Origin of the sequence: Eubacterium pyruvativorans (genome assembly GCF_900102225.1) — a bacterium.
GTDB lineage: Bacteria > Bacillota > Clostridia > Peptostreptococcales > Anaerovoracaceae > Aminicella > Aminicella pyruvativorans.
Map to the genome: position 1 here is coordinate 1 of NZ_FNBF01000034.1, position 16905 is coordinate 16905.

The following is a 16905-nucleotide window of genomic DNA, read 5'->3' on the forward strand; positions in this document are numbered from 1 at the left end:
GGTCTGAGATTCGCTATTCGTGAAGGCGGCAGAACAGTAGGTTCCGGCGTTGTAACAGAGATCATCGAGTAATCGAAAGATCGAAACAGCACCGCGTCACAGAAACGTATGCGATGGACCGCAGGCTTGGCCTGCGGTCCTTTTTCATGTTCTGAAGTCCGTCCTTCTTTCCGGATCCGGAAACGAAATATCTTGCAATCCGCCCCCCGGGGTGCTATCATTCAACACGTTATGCAGACGGCTTGAAGAAATCTTCTTCACAGCCGGTACCTGGAAGAACGGAGAGGGGGCGGAGCGTTTCTCCGCAGACAGAACAGGATGGATGAAATGAGTGAGAAAAAGAAGCAGGACTGGTCCCGGGTGCCGGGTCGGATCTGGGCGTTTATATATTTTCTGGGATTTTGTATATTCAGTGGCGTGGTGATCCGGGCGAATGTGCTGCCTGGGAAGTATCTGTATCCGATTCTGACCGTGTCCGGTATCATCAGTATTGTGCTTCTGATGATGCTGTGCAGCAGGAAGCTGAAACGTGGGTGGAAGATCACCGCTTTTGTTTTGTCCTTCCTCATGGCGGGGATTGCCGGGTATGCCGGGGTTCATCTGGGGGAAACCGCTTCGTTCCTCGGGAAAATCACCCGTGCGGAAACCGTGCAGTACGAGAAGTACTATGTGCTGACCGGGAAGAACAGTGCGCTGAAGACGAAGGATGATCTAACGAACGGCACGGTGTCGGTTTTCGTCGGAAAGGACGAGGGATACCGCCGGGCGGAGTCCCATCTGAAGAAGTGTGCCAGTGTGAAGTTCCTGCGGGGAACAAATCTGTCGGGGATGGCGCTGACGATGTCGGAACAGCCCCGGGGCAGTATGCTGGTGAGCACCGCACACTATCAGGCGCTGAAGGTACAGATTCCGGAATGGAAGGAGAAACTCCGGGTGCTGACGGTTCTTCAGGTGAAGAAGGATGTGAAGGATCTTTCGAAGAATGTGGATGTGAAGGAGCACAGTTTCAATGTGTACCTGAGCGGTCTGGATACCAGCGGATCGATTAACACCCAGTCCCGCTCCGATGTGAATATGATCATCACCGTGAATCCGAAGACCCATCAGCTTCTGCTGACCTCCATACCCCGGGATTATCAGATCCGGCTGACGGAGAAGGATAATGCGGCGGACAAGCTGACTCACACGGGGATCTACGGGATTCAGCAGACGCTGGAGTCGGCGGAGGACCTGACAGGCCTGGATATGAATTACTATGTCAAGGTGAATTATTCCACTGTCCGCCGGTTTATTGACGCCATCGGGGGAATCGACGTGGATTCGGACTATGCGTTCTCCACCTCCGGACAGGCGTATCATGAATTCCGAAAGGGGCATAATCATCTGAACGGGGACCAGGCCCTGGCTTTTGCCCGGGAGCGGCACGCCTTCGAAGATGGAGATCTGCAGCGCAACCGGGATCAAGAGAAGATCATGACCGCAATTCTGGAGAAGGCAGCGGGCAGCACTGCGATCCTGAAGCATTATTCGGAGATCCTGTCCGCCTGCGGAGATTACCTGGAAACCAGTATGTCCCGGGATGAGATCAGCGATCTGGTGAAGATGCAGCTGGACGGCGGGTATCACTGGACGATCCACAGACAGAGTATGAGTGGCGAGAGTACCATGGCCGGGGTTTACTCCATGGGCAATCAGAAGGTCTATGTGATGATACCGGATCAGGAGAATGTGAAGGCATGCGTGGCCCAGATCCGGCGGGTGGCCGGCGGGAAGGACTTCACCGGGGCGGAGACGGACAAAAAGAAAAAATAATTGGTTGACATTGACACAGCGATGTTGTATATTTATTAAGCGACTTTATGAGAACAATTAGCAGAGCTGGATATAAGCCGGCTCTGAATTTTAGTTAACAGACGGAGGCCTGAAATGAGAGTGAAAGTTACCATGGCATGTACAGAATGCAAGCAGAGAAACTACAACACGATGAAAAACAAGAAGAATAATCCGGACCGTATGGAACTGAAGAAGTACTGCCCGTTCTGCAAGAAGGAAACTGTACACAAGGAAACCAGATAGTAATCCGATAGGAGATCATCATGGCTAAGGATAACGAGAAGAAGGATGCCGTTCAGGCGGCGGAAAACGCCGGGGAGCAGAAGGTCGTGAAGGACACGAAGGCTGCTGCGAAGAAGTCCGCACCGAAGGAGAAGGGGAAGAAGACCGGATTCTGGAAAGGCGTGAGACAGGAGATGAGCAGAGTCATCTGGCCGACGAGACAGGAACTGGGTCAGTATACAGTGCTGACCGTCGCATTCTGCGCACTGTTTGCAGTCGGGTTCTGGCTCATCGACACGGGATTCCTCGCCGTACTGAAGGCTATGTTCGGCGTAACGCTGAGTTAGTTAAGATAGTGAGAAGGTACACATAATGTCAGATACGGAAACGAAGAATACCAGCAATGTTTTCTCTCCGCTGGAAGGCGAGGGAATTCGCGGCGACGGCCAGGCGAAATGGTATGTAGTTCATACTTACTCAGGCCACGAGAATAAGGTAAAAGTTAATATCGAGAAGATGGTCGAAAACCGTGGCATGCAGGATCTGATCCTGAGCATTGTTGTACCGACAGAAGACGTCGTCGAGATGAAGGATGGTCAGCGGAAGATCAAGACACGGAAGATGTTCCCGGGCTATGTCATCATCAAGATGGTGGTTACGAACGAGACGTGGTATCTGGTCCGGAACACCCAGGGTGTCACCGGATTCGTCGGCCACGGATCGGATCCGATTCCGCTGTCACCGGACGAGGTGGCCAGAATGGGAATCGAGAAGGTGAATATCAATCTGGACGTCAAGGTGGGCGATACAGTTCGTGTGATCAACGGTCCTTTCGAGAGCTTCATGGGTGAGGTGCTTGAAATCAACGTGGATAAGCAGGTGCTGACCGTACGCATTTCGATGTTCGGTAGAGAAACGCCGGTTGAGCTGGAGTTCAACCAGGTTGATAGAATACAGTAGGGAAGGAGGAACATCATGGCTAAGAAGATCCAGGGGTATATTAAACTTCAGATCGAAGCCGGAAAGGCGAACCCTGCACCGCCGGTAGGCCCTGCACTGGGACAGCACGGTGTCAACATCATGGACTTCTGTAAGCAGTTCAATGCGAAGACACAGGATCAGCCGGGAATGGTTATTCCTGTTGTCATCACAGTATATGCGGACAGATCGTTCACATTCGTTACGAAGACACCGCCGGCAGCAGTTCTGCTGAAGAAGGCAGCCGGAATCGACACGGCTTCCGGAGAACCGAACAAGAAGAAGGTCGCTACGATCACTCTTGCACAGGCTCAGGAAATCGCACAGACGAAGATGCCGGACCTGAATGCAGCGTCTCTTGAAGCAGCTACAGAAATGATCAAGGGAACAGCGCGCAGCATGGGTATCGTTGTAGAAGGTTAAATGATTGTGGGAGGACGCCGTGAAAGAGCCGGCTCCGGTTGTACCACGAGGAGGTAAATATGCCGAAGAGAGGCAAGAATTACAAGGCTGATCTCGCCAAGTTCGACAAGGCAGCGCTCCATGACGTGCAGGACGCTATGCAGATTCTGACAGGATTCGCTTCTGCGAAGTTCGACGAGACAGTAGAAGTCAGCGTTAAGCTGGGTGTTGACGGAAGACATGCTGACCAGCAGGTCAGAGGCACCGTCGTACTGCCGAACGGAACAGGTAAGGATGTCAGAGTTCTGGTATTCGCCAAGGGACCGAAGGCGGAGGAAGCTGAGAAGGCAGGCGCAGATTTTGTCGGCGCTGAGGAACTTGCTCAGAAGATCCAGACAGAAAACTGGTTTGATTTCGATGTAGTCGTCGCTACACCGGATATGATGGGTGTTGTCGGAAGACTTGGTCGTCTGCTCGGACCGAAGGGTCTGATGCCGAACCCGAAGTCCGGCACAGTAACGATGGATCTGGAGAAGGCGCTGGCTGACATCAAGGCCGGTAAGGTTGAGTATCGTCTCGACAAGCAGAACATCGTTCACACGATCATCGGAAAGAAGTCTTTCGGTGCCGAAAAGCTCGAACAGAACTTCAACGCTCTGATGACCGCCATCATCAAGGCTAAGCCGGCATCCGCCAAGGGACAGTATCTGAGAACCGTTGTGGTTTCCACGACGATGAGCCCGGGCGTGAAGATTAACCCGGCAATTCTGGGCTAACAGGTCCGGAACAGCCTGCAGAAACACGTAAATAATCACCGTAGACAGCGGGTGCGAAAGCTCAATAACCCGCCGAGGTACAATATATAAGATATTGGACCTCGCTCTCTGAGCGGGGTCTTTCGTGCTTACATAGAGTACCCCACATTCGTTAACCGGAGAAGTGAAACCGGGCAGCGAACCGGATCTTCGGTTACAGAAAGGAGAACAGATGTCTGAAGAAGCAAAGAAGCAGAAGCAGATTGTGATCGACGAAATCAAGGAGAAGCTGGACGGCGCTCAGGCTGCTGTCGTGATCGACTACATGGGCACGACGGTTCAGGAAGCGGACGCCATGAGAAAGGAACTCCGTGAGGCCGGCATCGATTACAATGTTTATAAGAACACACTGATGCGCATTGCCGTTCAGGGAACAGAATTCGAGCCGCTGACAGACAGCATGAAGGGACCGAGCGCTATCGCCATTTCCAAGGATGATGCAACGGCTCCGGCGAGAATTCTGAATAAGTACATCAAGCAGTACAAGAAAATGGAACTGAAGGCAGGCGTTGTAGAAGGAACTTTCTACGATAAGGACGGTATCACAAAGATCGCTGATATCCCGTCCAGAGAGGAACTTCTTGCGAAATTCCTGGGAAGCATTCAGTCCCCGGTGGGCAAGTTCGTCAGAACTCTTGCCGCAATTGCAGATGCGAAGCCGGCAGACGGAGCAGCGGCTCCGGCCGAGGCAGAAGAAGCTCCGGCAGAAGCGTAAGTTTCGCCGAAATTATCAGTACGAAAATATTGGGACGGTTCGCCGTCAAATCATTTAGAAGGAGAAAACAATGGATAAGGATCAGATCATTGAGGCCATTAAGGGCATGACAGTTCTCGAACTGAACGAATTGGTTAAGGCTTGCGAAGAGGAATTCGGCGTTTCCGCTGCTGCTCCGGTTGCAGTTGCAGGCGCAGCTGCAGGTGCCGCTGCAGAAGAGCAGACAGAGTTCACTGTTGTTCTGACATCTGCCGGTGACCAGAAGATCAAGGTTATCAAGGCAGTACGTGAGATCACAGGTCTGGGTCTGAAGGATGCGAAGGCTCTGGTTGACGGTGCTCCGAACAACGTTAAGGAAAACGTTGAAAAGGACGAGGCTGAATCCATCAAGGCTAAGCTGGAAGAAGTTGGCGCTGGCGTTGAACTGAAGTAGTTCTCTGAACAGCTGATTCTGTAAGGAATTCTTTTTGAAAAACAGGACTGATGCATCAGGCGGATCTGTCCGCCCGATGTTGTCGGTCCTGTTCGACTTTTCAAGATACAGCCCTGCGGCCGCCGGCGAAATGTTTGTTTCAACGGCCGAAACCCCGGTGCGGTCATGGTTGCCGCTTCACCGGGCGGGCCGGGTGGAAAGAAACATCTGGCCAGCAGCCGCCGGAGTGTTCGATTCCCCATGCGGCAGATCGTAAATGGGAATCAGGGGGAATTACGATTTTCCTTGATTATTTGTCATACCCGCAGTATAATATTAGACTGCCATGCGAGAACTACAGGTAAGTATAAGGAGTGATGATAATGCCAAAACCAGTCAGAGTTGGTAGAAAAGTACGTATGTCATTCGGAAAGATCGATGAAGTTCTGCCGATGCCGAACTTGATCGACATCCAGACGAAGTCCTACAAGGCTTTCCTTGACGAAGGGCTCCGGGAGGTTTTCGATGATATTTCGCCGATCAGAGACTATGCTGGAAATCTCAGCCTCGAGTTCATTGACTATTCCCTCAGTGACACTCCGAAGTATGACCAGGAAGAGTGCAAGGAAAGAGATGTAACTTACGCTGCTCCGCTGAAAGTCAGAGTTCGTCTGGTGAACAGAGAGACAGGCGAGGTGAAGGAGCAGGAAGTGTTCATGGGCGACTTCCCGCTGATGACTGAGCAGGGTACATTCATTTACAACGGTGCAGAGCGTGCGATCGTTACGCAGCTGGTTCGTTCTCCGGGACCTTACTACAGCGTGGAGACAGACAAGTCCAACCAGCAGCTGTATTCCTCCCAGATCATTCCGAACAGAGGCGCATGGATTGAATATGAAACAGACTCCAACGAGATCCTTTCCGTGCGTGTGGACCGGACTCGTAAGCAGCCGCTGACGATTCTCCTCCGGGCTCTGGGTATCAGCACGAATGAGGAAATCATCGGTACCTTCGGCGCAGACGACCGTCTGATGAAGACGCTGGAGAAGGATCCGACCACAGACCAGGAGGCCGCTCTGAAGGAGATTTACAAGAAGCTGAGACCGGGTGAACCGCCGACGGTGGACAGTGCCAAGTCTCTGCTGAATTCCCTGTTTTTCGATGCAAAGCGGTATGATCTGTCCCATGTGGGAAGATATAAATACAATAAGAAACTGGGCCTGTTCAACCGTCTGCAGAATACGGTGGCTGCCCAGGACGTTGTGGATCCGATGACCGCCGAAATTCTGGTGGAAGCCGGAGAGACCATTACGCCGGCAATGGCCCAGACGATCCAGGATGCGGGTGTGGAATCCGTTATGGTGCAGTCTACGCTGGATGACACGGTTACAACGAAGGTGATCGGCAACTGGTTCGTGGATATTAATAAATATCTGGAAGGAAGAGACGTGGATGTCGCTTCTCTGAAGATGCCGGAAGACATGGTGTTCTTCCCGGTGCTGAAGGAAATCCTGGAGGAGAAGCCGGACGATCAGGAACTGCAGAATATCCTGGCTGCCCGGAAGGATGAGCTTTCTCCGAAGCATGTGATCATGCAGGATATCATCGCATCCGTCAGTTACCTTCTGAACCTGGCCAAGGGAATCGGTTCGGTGGACGACATCGACCACCTGGGCAACCGCCGTCTGAGAACCGTCGGTGAACTGCTTCAGAATCAGTTCCGCATCGGCCTCGCCAGAATGGAGCGTGTGGTCCGGGAGAGAATGACGATTCAGGATATGGAAGTGGCGACGCCGCAGGCGCTGATCAATATCCGTCCTGTGACAGCGGCAATCAAGGAATTTTTCGGCAGTTCCCAGCTGTCCCAGTTCATGGACCAGAACAACCCGCTGTCTGAGTTGACACACAAGCGCCGTCTGTCCGCACTGGGACCGGGCGGTCTGTCCAGAGAGAGAGCTGGATTCGAAGTTCGAGACATTCATCATTCCCATTACGGAAGAATGTGTCCGATTGAGACCCCGGAAGGTCCGAACATCGGTCTGATCGGTTCCCTGACCACCTATGGTGTGATTAATAAGTACGGCTTCATCGAGACGCCGTACCGTATTGTAGACAAAGAAAAAGGCATTGTTACCAGAGATGTGAAGTACATTGCCGCAGACGAAGAAGAACCGCTGATTGTTGCCCAGGCCAACGAGCCGCTGGATGAAGACGGACACTTCCTGAATGATAAGGTGGCTGCCCGTGGTGTCGGCGGAGAAATCTCCCTGTTCCCGAAGGAACAGATCGACATGATGGACGTCTCCCCGAAGCAGGTAGTATCCGTGGCTTCCGCCATGATCCCGTTCCTGGAGAACGATGATGCGAACCGTGCGCTGATGGGATCCAACATGCAGCGTCAGGCTGTGCCTCTGCTGGTGACAGAAGCGCCGTACGTCGGAACCGGTATTGAATATAAGGCTGCCAGAGACTCCGGTGTTGTGATTCTGGCGAAGCACTCCGGCACCGTTGAATTCGTGGATGCGGAGAACATCGTCATCACCAGAGATGACGGCGAGGGCCAGGACGAATATACACTGCTGAAGTTCAAGCGTTCTAACCAGGGAACCTGCATCAACCAGCGTCCGATCGTCAGCCACGGAGAACATATTGAAGAAGGCGAAGTGATCGCAGACGGTCCGTCCACGGACATGGGCGAGATTTCCCTGGGAAAGAACATGCTCATTGGCTTCATGACCTGGGAAGGCTACAACTACGAGGACGCCGTCATTCTGAACGAGAAGGTCATCATGAACGATGTCCTGACTTCCATTCACATCGTGGAATACGAGGCGGAAGCCAGAGATACGAAGCTGGGGCCGGAAGAGATCACCAGAGATATCCCGAACGTGGGCGATGATGCGCTGAAGGATCTGGACGAGGAAGGTATCATCCGGATCGGCGCAGAAGTAGATTCCACTGATATCCTGGTGGGCAAGGTCACACCGAAGGGTGAGAATGATCTGAGTGCAGAAGAACGGCTGCTCCGGGCGATTTTCGGTGAGAAAGCCCGGGAAGTCCGGGACACTTCCCTGCGCGTGCCGCACGGCGAGCACGGCATCGTGGTGGAGGTGCGGATCTTCACCAGAGCCAACGGTGACGAACTGCCGCCGGGGGTGAATAAGCTGGTCAGATGCTACATCGCCACGAAGAGAAAGATCCAGGTCGGTGACAAGATGGCTGGACGTCACGGAAACAAGGGTGTTGTTTCCCGCATCCTGCCGGAAGAAGATATGCCGTTCCTGGAGGATGGTACACCGCTGCAGATGATGCTGAACCCGCTGGGCGTACCTTCCCGAATGAACGTAGGACAGGTTCTGGAAATTCATCTGGGTCTGGCTGCGAAGCAGAAAGGCTGGTACATCGCAACGCCGGTATTCGACGGTGCGAAGGAGGAAGACATCCGCCGGCTGCTGGTGGAGAGCGGAATGCCGGAAAGCGGCAAGCTCCGCCTGAGAGACGGAAGGACCGGTGAATACTTCGAAAGACCGGTCACTGTGGGATACATGTACATGCTGAAGCTGCATCACCTGGTGGATGACAAGATTCATGCGAGAAGCACGGGTCCGTACTCCCTGGTAACCCAGCAGCCGCTGGGCGGTAAGGCACAGTTCGGCGGACAGCGTTTCGGAGAAATGGAAGTCTGGGCGCTGGAGGCATACGGCGCCGCATACACACTCCAGGAAATTCTGACTGTGAAGTCCGATGACGTTGTGGGCCGTGTGAAGACCTATGAGGCGATCGTGAAGGGCGAGAATATTCCGGAGCCGGGCATTCCGGAGTCCTTCAAGGTTCTGATCAAGGAACTGCAGTCCCTGGCACTGGATGTCAGAGTGCTGGACAAGGATCATAACGAGATCGAACTGAAGGAGGTCATCGACGACGATGAACCGACCGGTATCGACAGCATGATCCGCCGTGCAGATAAGAAAACAGAAAGACAGCTGTACGAACGGGGATTCAGTGAGGAGCAGGTTCCGGAAGAAGCATCAGGAGACGGCGGTTCCGGGGAGGATTCCTCAGAGGAAGACCCGTCTGCGGATGCGCCGGCGGATTTCCTGACGGATGTGCCGGAAGATGCTGATATCACTGCGGGCGAAGATACCGAAGCTTAGGAAAGGGGAGTTAATCTGTGGCCGAAAAACAGAGCGGATATATCGAATCGAACAAGTTTGAGTCAATACAGATCAAGCTGGCTTCAACGGAGAAGATCCTCGAGTGGTCCCACGGTGAGGTAACGAAGCCGGAGACAATCAACTACAGAACACTGAAGCCGGAGAAGGACGGACTGTTCTGCGAGCGTATTTTCGGGCCGATGAAGGACTGGGAATGCCACTGCGGTAAGTATAAGCGGATCCGGTACAAGGGCATCGTGTGCGACCGCTGCGGCGTGGAAGTCACGAAGTCCAAGGTTAGAAGAGAGAGAATGGGGCACATTAAGCTGGCTGCCCCGGTCTCCCACATCTGGTATTTCAAGGGGACTCCGTCCCGCATGGGTCTGGTGCTGGACATCACACCGAGAAATCTGGAGCAGGTGCTGTATTTCGCAGCGTATATCGTTCTGGAACCGGATGCGGAAGGCACACTGGTGAAGAAGGAGATCCTTTCCGAGCAGCAGTACCGGGGGCTGAAAGAGCAGGGTCTCAAGTTCCGCGCCGCCATGGGTGCGGAGGCAATCCGGGAACTGCTGTGCGACATCGACCTGGAAGAACTGTCCGCCGAGCTGCGGGAGCAGCTGAAGACTGCGACAGGACAGAAGCGGGTGAAGACGATCCGCCGGCTGGAAGTCATCGAAGCGCTGCGGATTTCCGATAACCGTCCGGAATGGATGGTCATGGAAGTGGTTCCGGTCATTCCGCCGGATCTCCGTCCGATGGTTCAGCTGGACGGCGGCCGGTTCGCCACCTCCGACCTGAACGACCTGTACAGACGGGTCATCAACAGAAATAACCGTTTGAAGAGACTGCTGGAACTGGGTGCGCCGGACATTATCGTCAGAAACGAGAAGAGAATGCTGCAGGAAGCGGTGGATTCCCTGATCGACAACGGCAGAAGAGGCAGACCGGTCACCGGACCGGGAGGAAGAGCACTGAAGTCACTCTCCGACATGCTGAAGGGCAAGCAGGGACGGTTCAGACAGAACCTGCTGGGAAAACGTGTGGACTACTCCGGCCGTTCCGTCATCGTCGTCGGCCCGGAACTGAAGTTCTACCAGTGCGGTGTTCCGAAGACAATGGCGCTGGAACTCTTCAAACCATTCATCATGAAGGAACTGGTGGAGAGAGAATATGCGCATAACATCAAGAATGCGAAGCGCATGGTGGAGAAGGCCCGTCCGGAAGTCTGGGATGTGCTGGAAGACGTCATCAAGGAGCATCCGGTTATGCTGAACCGTGCCCCGACGCTGCACCGGCTGGGTATTCAGGCGTTCGAGCCGGTACTGGTGGAAGGCAAGGCGATCAAGCTGCACCCGCTGGCATGTACAGCATTCAACGCAGACTTCGACGGCGACCAGATGGCGATCCACGTGCCGCTGTCCGTAGAGGCACAGGCCGAGGCCAGATTCCTCATGCTGTCCGTGAACAACATCCTGGCGCCGAAGGACGGATCCCCGATCACTACGCCGACCCAGGATATGATCCTGGGTGCTTACTACCTGACTTATCCGGGAGACGCTTCCCGCACCGTCGTTATCGACGGCGAGGAGCGGACTCAGTATGCACTGGATGAGTTCAACGATCCGGAAATTGCGAAGAAGAACAGTGATGCCGGCTTCCGCCGGATCCCGGAAACCGGAGATGGGAAGATCTTCGCGGATATCGATGAGATGCTGATGGCTTATCAGAATCACATCGTCGGTACCCATGCGAGAGTCAAGGTCAGACTGTTCAAGGACGAGAACGATACCCGGGGCAAGCTGGTGGAATCCACCGTGGGACGGTTCATTTACAACCAGGGAATCCCGCAGGATATCGGATTCGTGGACCGTTCCAGAGATCCGTACCGTCTGGAGATCGATTTCCTCTGCGGAAAGAAGCAGCTGGGCAAGATCATTGACAAGTGCTTCCGCAAGCATGAGAACACAGAGACGGTCATCATGCTGGACTATATCAAGGGAATGGGTTACAAGTATTCCACCCTGGCGGCAACTTCCATCGGTATCGACGACATGAAGATCCCGGAGAGCAAGTGGGAGATCGTGAACGAGGCCCAGAAGGAAGTAGACAAGTACGACATGGCGTACAGACGGGGTCTCATGTCCAACACCGAGAGATGGGACAAGCAGGAAATCATCTGGAACAAGACCACAGACAAGGTCGCAGATGCGCTGATGGATTCCCTGGAGCCTTGGAACAACCTGAATATCATGGCGTCCTCCGGAGCCAGAGGTTCGAAGAACCAGATCCGGCAGATCGGCGGTATGCGGGGCCTGATGGGTACCGCTACCGGTAAGACAGTAGAAATCCCGATCAAGGCGAACTTCCGTGAAGGTCTGTCCATCCTGGAATACTTCATTTCCTCCAACGGCGCCCGGAAGGGTCTGGCAGATACCGCGCTGCGTACAGCGGACTCCGGTTATCTGACCAGAAGACTGGTGGATGTTTCCCACAACGTCATTGTACGGGAATTCGACTGCGGCACCGACGACGGTGTGGAAGTCGAAGCGTTCGTGGACGGAAAGGAAGTTCTGGAACCGCTCTGGGAGCGTGTTGCCGGCAGAACCGCCGCAGAGGACATCAAGGATCCGGAAACCGAGACACTGATTGTGTCCAGAGGCGAGGAAATCACCGATGCTCAGGCGCACGAAATCGAGCACGTGGGCATCAAGTCTGTGAAGATCCGCTCCGTCATGACATGCCGCTGCAAGAGCGGTGTCTGCGCGAAGTGCTACGGCCGCAACCTGGCCACCGGCGAGCAGGTGAACATCGGCGAATCCGTGGGCATCATCGCTGCTCAGTCCATCGGCGAACCGGGTACACAGCTGACCATGAGAACATTCCATACCGGCGGTGTTGCGGGATCTGACATCACCCAGGGTCTTCCGAGAGTCGAGGAGCTTTTCGAAGCCCGAAACCCGAAGGGTCTCGCACAGATCTGCAAGGCTGACGGCGTGGTGCAGGAAATCCGGCCGAGATCGGACAACAAGACCGATATCATCGTTCTGGAAGATGCCACCGACGAAAAGGAAGCTGCCGTCGAATCCTACGAGATTCCGTACGGCGCCCGCATCGTGGTGAAGCAGGGTGACCGGGTACAGGCTGGCCATAACCTGACCCAGGGTCCGCTGAACCCGCATGACATCTACAAGTACTGCGGAGTCAAGGGCGTATACGACTATCTGCTGAGTGAATGTCAGCGCGTATACAGAAACCAGGGTGTAGATATCAACGACAAGCATGTTGAGATCATCGTCAGCCAGATGCTTTCCAAGTACAAGGTGGACGATCCGGGCGACACGGTACTGCTGCCGGGGGGCATGTACAGTATCTCCGAGCTGGAAGAGGCCAACCGTGAGGCAGAGGCCAAGGGCGGAGAACCGGCCGGCTACGAAAGACTGCTGCTGGGTATCACGAAGGCATCCCTGGCCACCAACTCCTTCCTGTCGGCTGCATCCTTCCAGGAGACCACCCGTGTTCTGACGGATGCGGCGATCAAGGGGAAGACAGACCATCTGGAAGGCCTGAAGGAAAACGTCATCATCGGAAAGCTGATTCCGGCCGGTACCGGCATGAAGCGTTACCGGGACATTGCGGTGGACTACGGCGAGAACGAGGAGTATATGAAATCCTTTGACCGTAAGCCGGCGCCGCGGGGCCGCTCCGGAGAGAAGCAGGACAGCCGGGTGCGTGACCTGCACGTGGCAGACGACGTGAAGATCGGTGTGCCGCTGGACATGCCGACCCTGACTGTGGATCCTGACCAGGAGCCTATGGACTAATCGAAGGGTCTGTACAGCAGGACAAAAAAATTACAGAGCTGCGTCCCGGAAACGGGCGCAGCTCTGTTTCAATGTGCGTCCGATTTAAATGTTGCAATCAAATCTTCGATGTGATAATATAGTCAACGGCTTGATTTCGGCCGTGACGCTATTGTTATGCCCGAAAACAGCTAATAAGGTAAGAAAGGAGATAATAATGCCTACTATTAATCAGTTAGTACGTGAGGGCAGACACAGTTCTGTGAAGAAGTCCGCTGCTCCTGCACTGGGAAAGGGTATGAATTCTCTGAAGAGAGCATTCACGAACAACAACTCACCGCAGAAGAGAGGAGTCTGCACTTCTGTAAAGACAGTTACACCTAAGAAGCCGAACTCGGCTCTTAGAAAGGTAGCCAGAGTCCGTCTGACGAATGGTATCGAAGTATCGGCATACATTCCGGGAATCGGTCACAACCTCCAGGAACACAGTGTCGTACTGATCAGAGGCGGAAGAGTCAAGGACCTTCCGGGTGTCAGATACCACATCATCAGAGGTACACTCGATGCTTCCGGCGTTGCGGACAGAGGTAAAGCTCGTTCCAAGTACGGCGCGAAGAGACCTAAGAAGAAGTAGTCTCGGAGCACAGAAGAAGCGAATCGAGTCATCGGGAAAACGTGCTTGTTAATATCATGAAGGCATTATTACCTTGATATATTTACTGAGCGCCGCGGTGTGGCAGTGAGCCATGCCGAGTACCCCCGAACAGACTGGGCAGCAGGATTGCAGGGCTGTTCAGAGTAATCCGCATCAGGCGGGTGAAGACATATTGCAATTGAAACCGATATTGCAGGGCAGTACCGGGCAACCGGTATCTGCAAGCGAGGGAGGAAGAGAAGTGCCAAGGAAAGGAAATACACCGAAACGTGAAGTACTTCCAGATCCAGTATACGGCAACGTTGTCGTTTCCAAGCTGATCAACAGCATCATGCTCGACGGTAAGAAGAGTGTTGCGCAGAAGATCGTATACACTGCATTCGATCAGATCAAGGAAGCAACAGGCGAAGAGCCGCTGGAAGTATTCGAGAAGGCAATGAATAACATCATGCCTCAGTTGGAAGTTAAGGCCAGAAGAGTCGGCGGTGCGAACTACCAGGTTCCTGTTGAGGTCAGACCGGCCAGAAGACAGACGCTGGCGCTGAGATGGCTGACGAAGTTCACCAGAGCGAGAGGCGAGAAGACCATGGCTGAGAGACTGGCCAAGGAAATCATGGACGCATCCAACAACACTGGTAACTCCGTGAAGAGAAAAGAAGACACCCACAAGATGGCAGAAGCCAATAAGGCATTTGCTCATTTCAGATGGTAGTCTGCTTATATTAGCAATATGAAAGCAGAAATGGAGGAAAAATGGCTGGCAGAGAATATCCGTTAGAGAAAACCAGAAACATTGGTATTATGGCTCATATCGATGCGGGAAAAACAACTGTCACCGAGCGTATCCTTTTCTACACCGGAAAGACCCACAAGATCGGCGAAACGCATGACGGCGCTTCCCAGATGGACTGGATGGAAGAAGAGAAGGAAAGAGGAATCACCATTACCTCTGCGGCTACCACTGCGCACTGGAAGGGCAACCGGATTAACATCATCGATACACCGGGGCACGTGGACTTCACCGTTGAAGTAGAACGTTCTCTGCGTGTACTGGATGGCGCTGTCACCGTACTTGCCGCCAAGGGCGGAGTTGAGCCTCAGTCTGAAACTGTATGGAGACAGGCTGAGAAATACCAGGTACCTAGGATGGTATTCGTCAACAAGATGGACGTTCTGGGTGCTGACTTCTACAAGGTCATCGATCAGATCAAGGACAGACTGGGTGCAAACCCGGTGGCTGTTCAGCTTCCGATCGGCAAGGAAGATTCCTTCCGGGGAATCATCGACCTGATCACAATGAAGGCAGAGATTTACGAGGACAAGCTCGGAACGGAAATTGACGAAGAGGCAATTCCGGAAGATATGATGGATCTGGCTCAGGAGTGGAGAGAGAAAATGATTGAGGCCGTCGCAGAGAGCGACGAGGAACTCATGATGAAGTACCTCGACGGTGAAGAAATCACTGAGCAGGAGATCAGAGCCACAATCAGAAAGCAGACGATTGCGAACGAAATGGTTCCGTGCATGTGCGGTTCTGCATACAAGAACAGAGGTGTACAGCCTCTGCTGGACGGCATCATCGACTACATGCCGTCTCCGGTGGACGTACCGGCAATCACCGGTGTTAACCCGGATACGGAGGAAGAGGAAACCCGTCCGTCCAGTGACAAGGAGCCGTTCGCAGCACTGGCGTTCAAGATCATGACAGATCCGTACGTTGGTAAGCTGGCATTCTTCAGAGTATATTCCGGAACACTGGATTCCGGTTCCTATGTCTACAACTCCGTGAAGGGGGACAGAGAGAGAATCGGCCGTATTCTGCAGATGCACGCAAACAAGCGTAACGAGATCGATAAGGTTTACTCCGGCGATATCGCCGCTGCAGTTGGTCTGAAGAACACCACAACAGGTGACACACTGTGTGACGAAAACCATCCGATCATCCTGGAGTCCATGGAATTCCCGGATCCGGTTATCGAGATCGCCATCGAGCCGAAGACGAAGGCAGGCCAGGAAAAGATGGGTATCGCACTGTCCAAGCTGGCAGAAGAAGACCCTACTTTCAAGACATACACGAATGAAGACACCGGTCAGACGATCATCGCCGGCATGGGTGAGCTCCACCTGGAGATCATCGTCGACAGACTGATGCGTGAATTCAAGGTTGAGGCGAACGTCGGCAAGCCGCAGGTTTCCTACAAGGAAACGATCACCAAGGAAGCGGATGTGGACCACAAGTACGCGAAGCAGTCCGGTGGTCACGGTCAGTACGGTCACGTCAAGATCAGAGTTTATCCGAGAAAGCCGGGCGAAGGTTTCGAATTCGTCAATGCGATCGTCGGCGGTGCGATTCCGAAGGAATTCATCGGACCGATCGAAGCCGGTATCAAGGAAGCGATGGAGACGGGTCCGATTGCCGGATATCAGGTTGTTGACGTGGGCGTAGAGCTGTATGACGGTTCTTACCACGAAGTCGACTCCTCTGAAATGGCATTCAAGCTGGCGGCTTCCATGGCATTCCGTGAGGCTGCCCAGAAGGCTGCTCCGGTACTGCTGGAGCCGATCTTCAAGGTTGAGGTAACGGTGCCGGATGAATACATGGGCGACGTCATCGGAGACCTGTCCGGTAGAAGAGGCCGTATCGAAGGGTCTGAAATGGACAAGGGCGCTGTGGAAATCAGAGCTATGGTTCCGCTGTCAGAAATGTTCGGTTATGCGACAGACCTGCGTTCCAGAACACAGGGACGCGGTACTTATGTCATGCAGTTCGACCACTTCGACAAGCTGCCGGAATCCCTGGTGGAGAAGGTAACGAAGAAGTAAACAATACCGCACGAAGCGAGCGTATTTTTCTTATAGGAGGAATATAATGGCTAAGCAGAAATTTGAAAGAACGAAACCGCATATCAACATCGG

At 53.6% G+C, this 16905-nt stretch carries 14 protein-coding genes and 1 other annotated feature; all 14 genes read left to right on the plus strand.

The window, feature by feature from the left end; genetic code table 11:
- Nucleotides 1-72: EF-Tu C-terminal domain-related protein (locus BLQ24_RS09205; protein WP_143004287.1), on the plus strand; the 72-nt coding region annotated here is incomplete at its 5' end.
- Between the two features lie 255 nt (nucleotides 73-327).
- Nucleotides 328-1812 (plus strand): LCP family protein, encoded by a 1485-nt coding sequence (locus BLQ24_RS09210; protein WP_173328141.1) that lies wholly within the window; start codon nucleotides 328-330, stop codon nucleotides 1810-1812.
- Between the two features lie 114 nt (nucleotides 1813-1926).
- Entirely contained in the window at nucleotides 1927-2076 is a 150-nt protein-coding gene (gene rpmG / locus BLQ24_RS09215; RefSeq protein ID WP_090164659.1) for a 50S ribosomal protein L33, read from the plus strand.
- A gap of 20 nt (nucleotides 2077-2096) precedes the next feature.
- On the plus strand, nucleotides 2097-2402 hold the full coding sequence (secE, locus tag BLQ24_RS09220; protein ID WP_090164660.1) for a preprotein translocase subunit SecE: 306 nt from the start codon (nucleotides 2097-2099) through the stop codon (nucleotides 2400-2402).
- A gap of 25 nt (nucleotides 2403-2427) precedes the next feature.
- Nucleotides 2428-3015: a transcription termination/antitermination protein NusG gene (nusG, locus tag BLQ24_RS09225; protein ID WP_090164661.1), complete on the plus strand. Its 588-nt coding sequence runs from the start codon at nucleotides 2428-2430 to the stop codon at nucleotides 3013-3015.
- A gap of 15 nt (nucleotides 3016-3030) precedes the next feature.
- The gene (gene rplK / locus BLQ24_RS09230) at nucleotides 3031-3456 is read left to right on the plus strand and encodes a 50S ribosomal protein L11 (RefSeq protein WP_090164662.1); all 426 of its coding nucleotides are present in this window, start codon (nucleotides 3031-3033) and stop codon (nucleotides 3454-3456) included.
- A gap of 59 nt (nucleotides 3457-3515) precedes the next feature.
- Nucleotides 3516-4211, plus strand: a complete 696-nt coding sequence (rplA, locus tag BLQ24_RS09235) for a 50S ribosomal protein L1 (protein WP_090164663.1) — start codon at nucleotides 3516-3518, stop codon at nucleotides 4209-4211.
- A gap of 20 nt (nucleotides 4212-4231) precedes the next feature.
- Nucleotides 4232-4346, plus strand: a sequence feature (ribosomal protein L10 leader region).
- A gap of 76 nt (nucleotides 4347-4422) precedes the next feature.
- Entirely contained in the window at nucleotides 4423-4965 is a 543-nt protein-coding gene (rplJ, locus tag BLQ24_RS09240; protein WP_090164664.1) for a 50S ribosomal protein L10, read from the plus strand.
- Nucleotides 4966-5035: 70 nt separating this feature from the next.
- The gene (rplL, locus tag BLQ24_RS09245) at nucleotides 5036-5398 is read left to right on the plus strand and encodes a 50S ribosomal protein L7/L12 (protein WP_090164665.1); all 363 of its coding nucleotides are present in this window, start codon (nucleotides 5036-5038) and stop codon (nucleotides 5396-5398) included.
- A 362-nt stretch (nucleotides 5399-5760) separates the two neighbouring features.
- A complete protein-coding gene (gene rpoB / locus BLQ24_RS09250; protein ID WP_090164666.1) occupies nucleotides 5761-9531 on the plus strand; it encodes a DNA-directed RNA polymerase subunit beta in 3771 nt (1256 codons plus the stop codon).
- Between the two features lie 41 nt (nucleotides 9532-9572).
- Entirely contained in the window at nucleotides 9573-13355 is a 3783-nt protein-coding gene (gene rpoC / locus BLQ24_RS09255; RefSeq protein WP_090164671.1) for a DNA-directed RNA polymerase subunit beta', read from the plus strand.
- A gap of 196 nt (nucleotides 13356-13551) precedes the next feature.
- On the plus strand, nucleotides 13552-13968 hold the full coding sequence (gene rpsL, locus BLQ24_RS09260; RefSeq protein ID WP_090164667.1) for a 30S ribosomal protein S12: 417 nt from the start codon (nucleotides 13552-13554) through the stop codon (nucleotides 13966-13968).
- A 262-nt stretch (nucleotides 13969-14230) separates the two neighbouring features.
- Complete coding sequence (gene rpsG / locus BLQ24_RS09265; protein ID WP_090164668.1) at nucleotides 14231-14701, plus strand: 30S ribosomal protein S7; 471 nt, start codon at nucleotides 14231-14233, stop codon at nucleotides 14699-14701.
- Nucleotides 14702-14742: 41 nt separating this feature from the next.
- Nucleotides 14743-16812, plus strand: coding sequence for an elongation factor G (fusA, locus tag BLQ24_RS09270; protein ID WP_090164669.1), 2070 nt, complete (start codon nucleotides 14743-14745; stop codon nucleotides 16810-16812).
- Nucleotides 16813-16905: the final 93 nt, after the last annotated feature.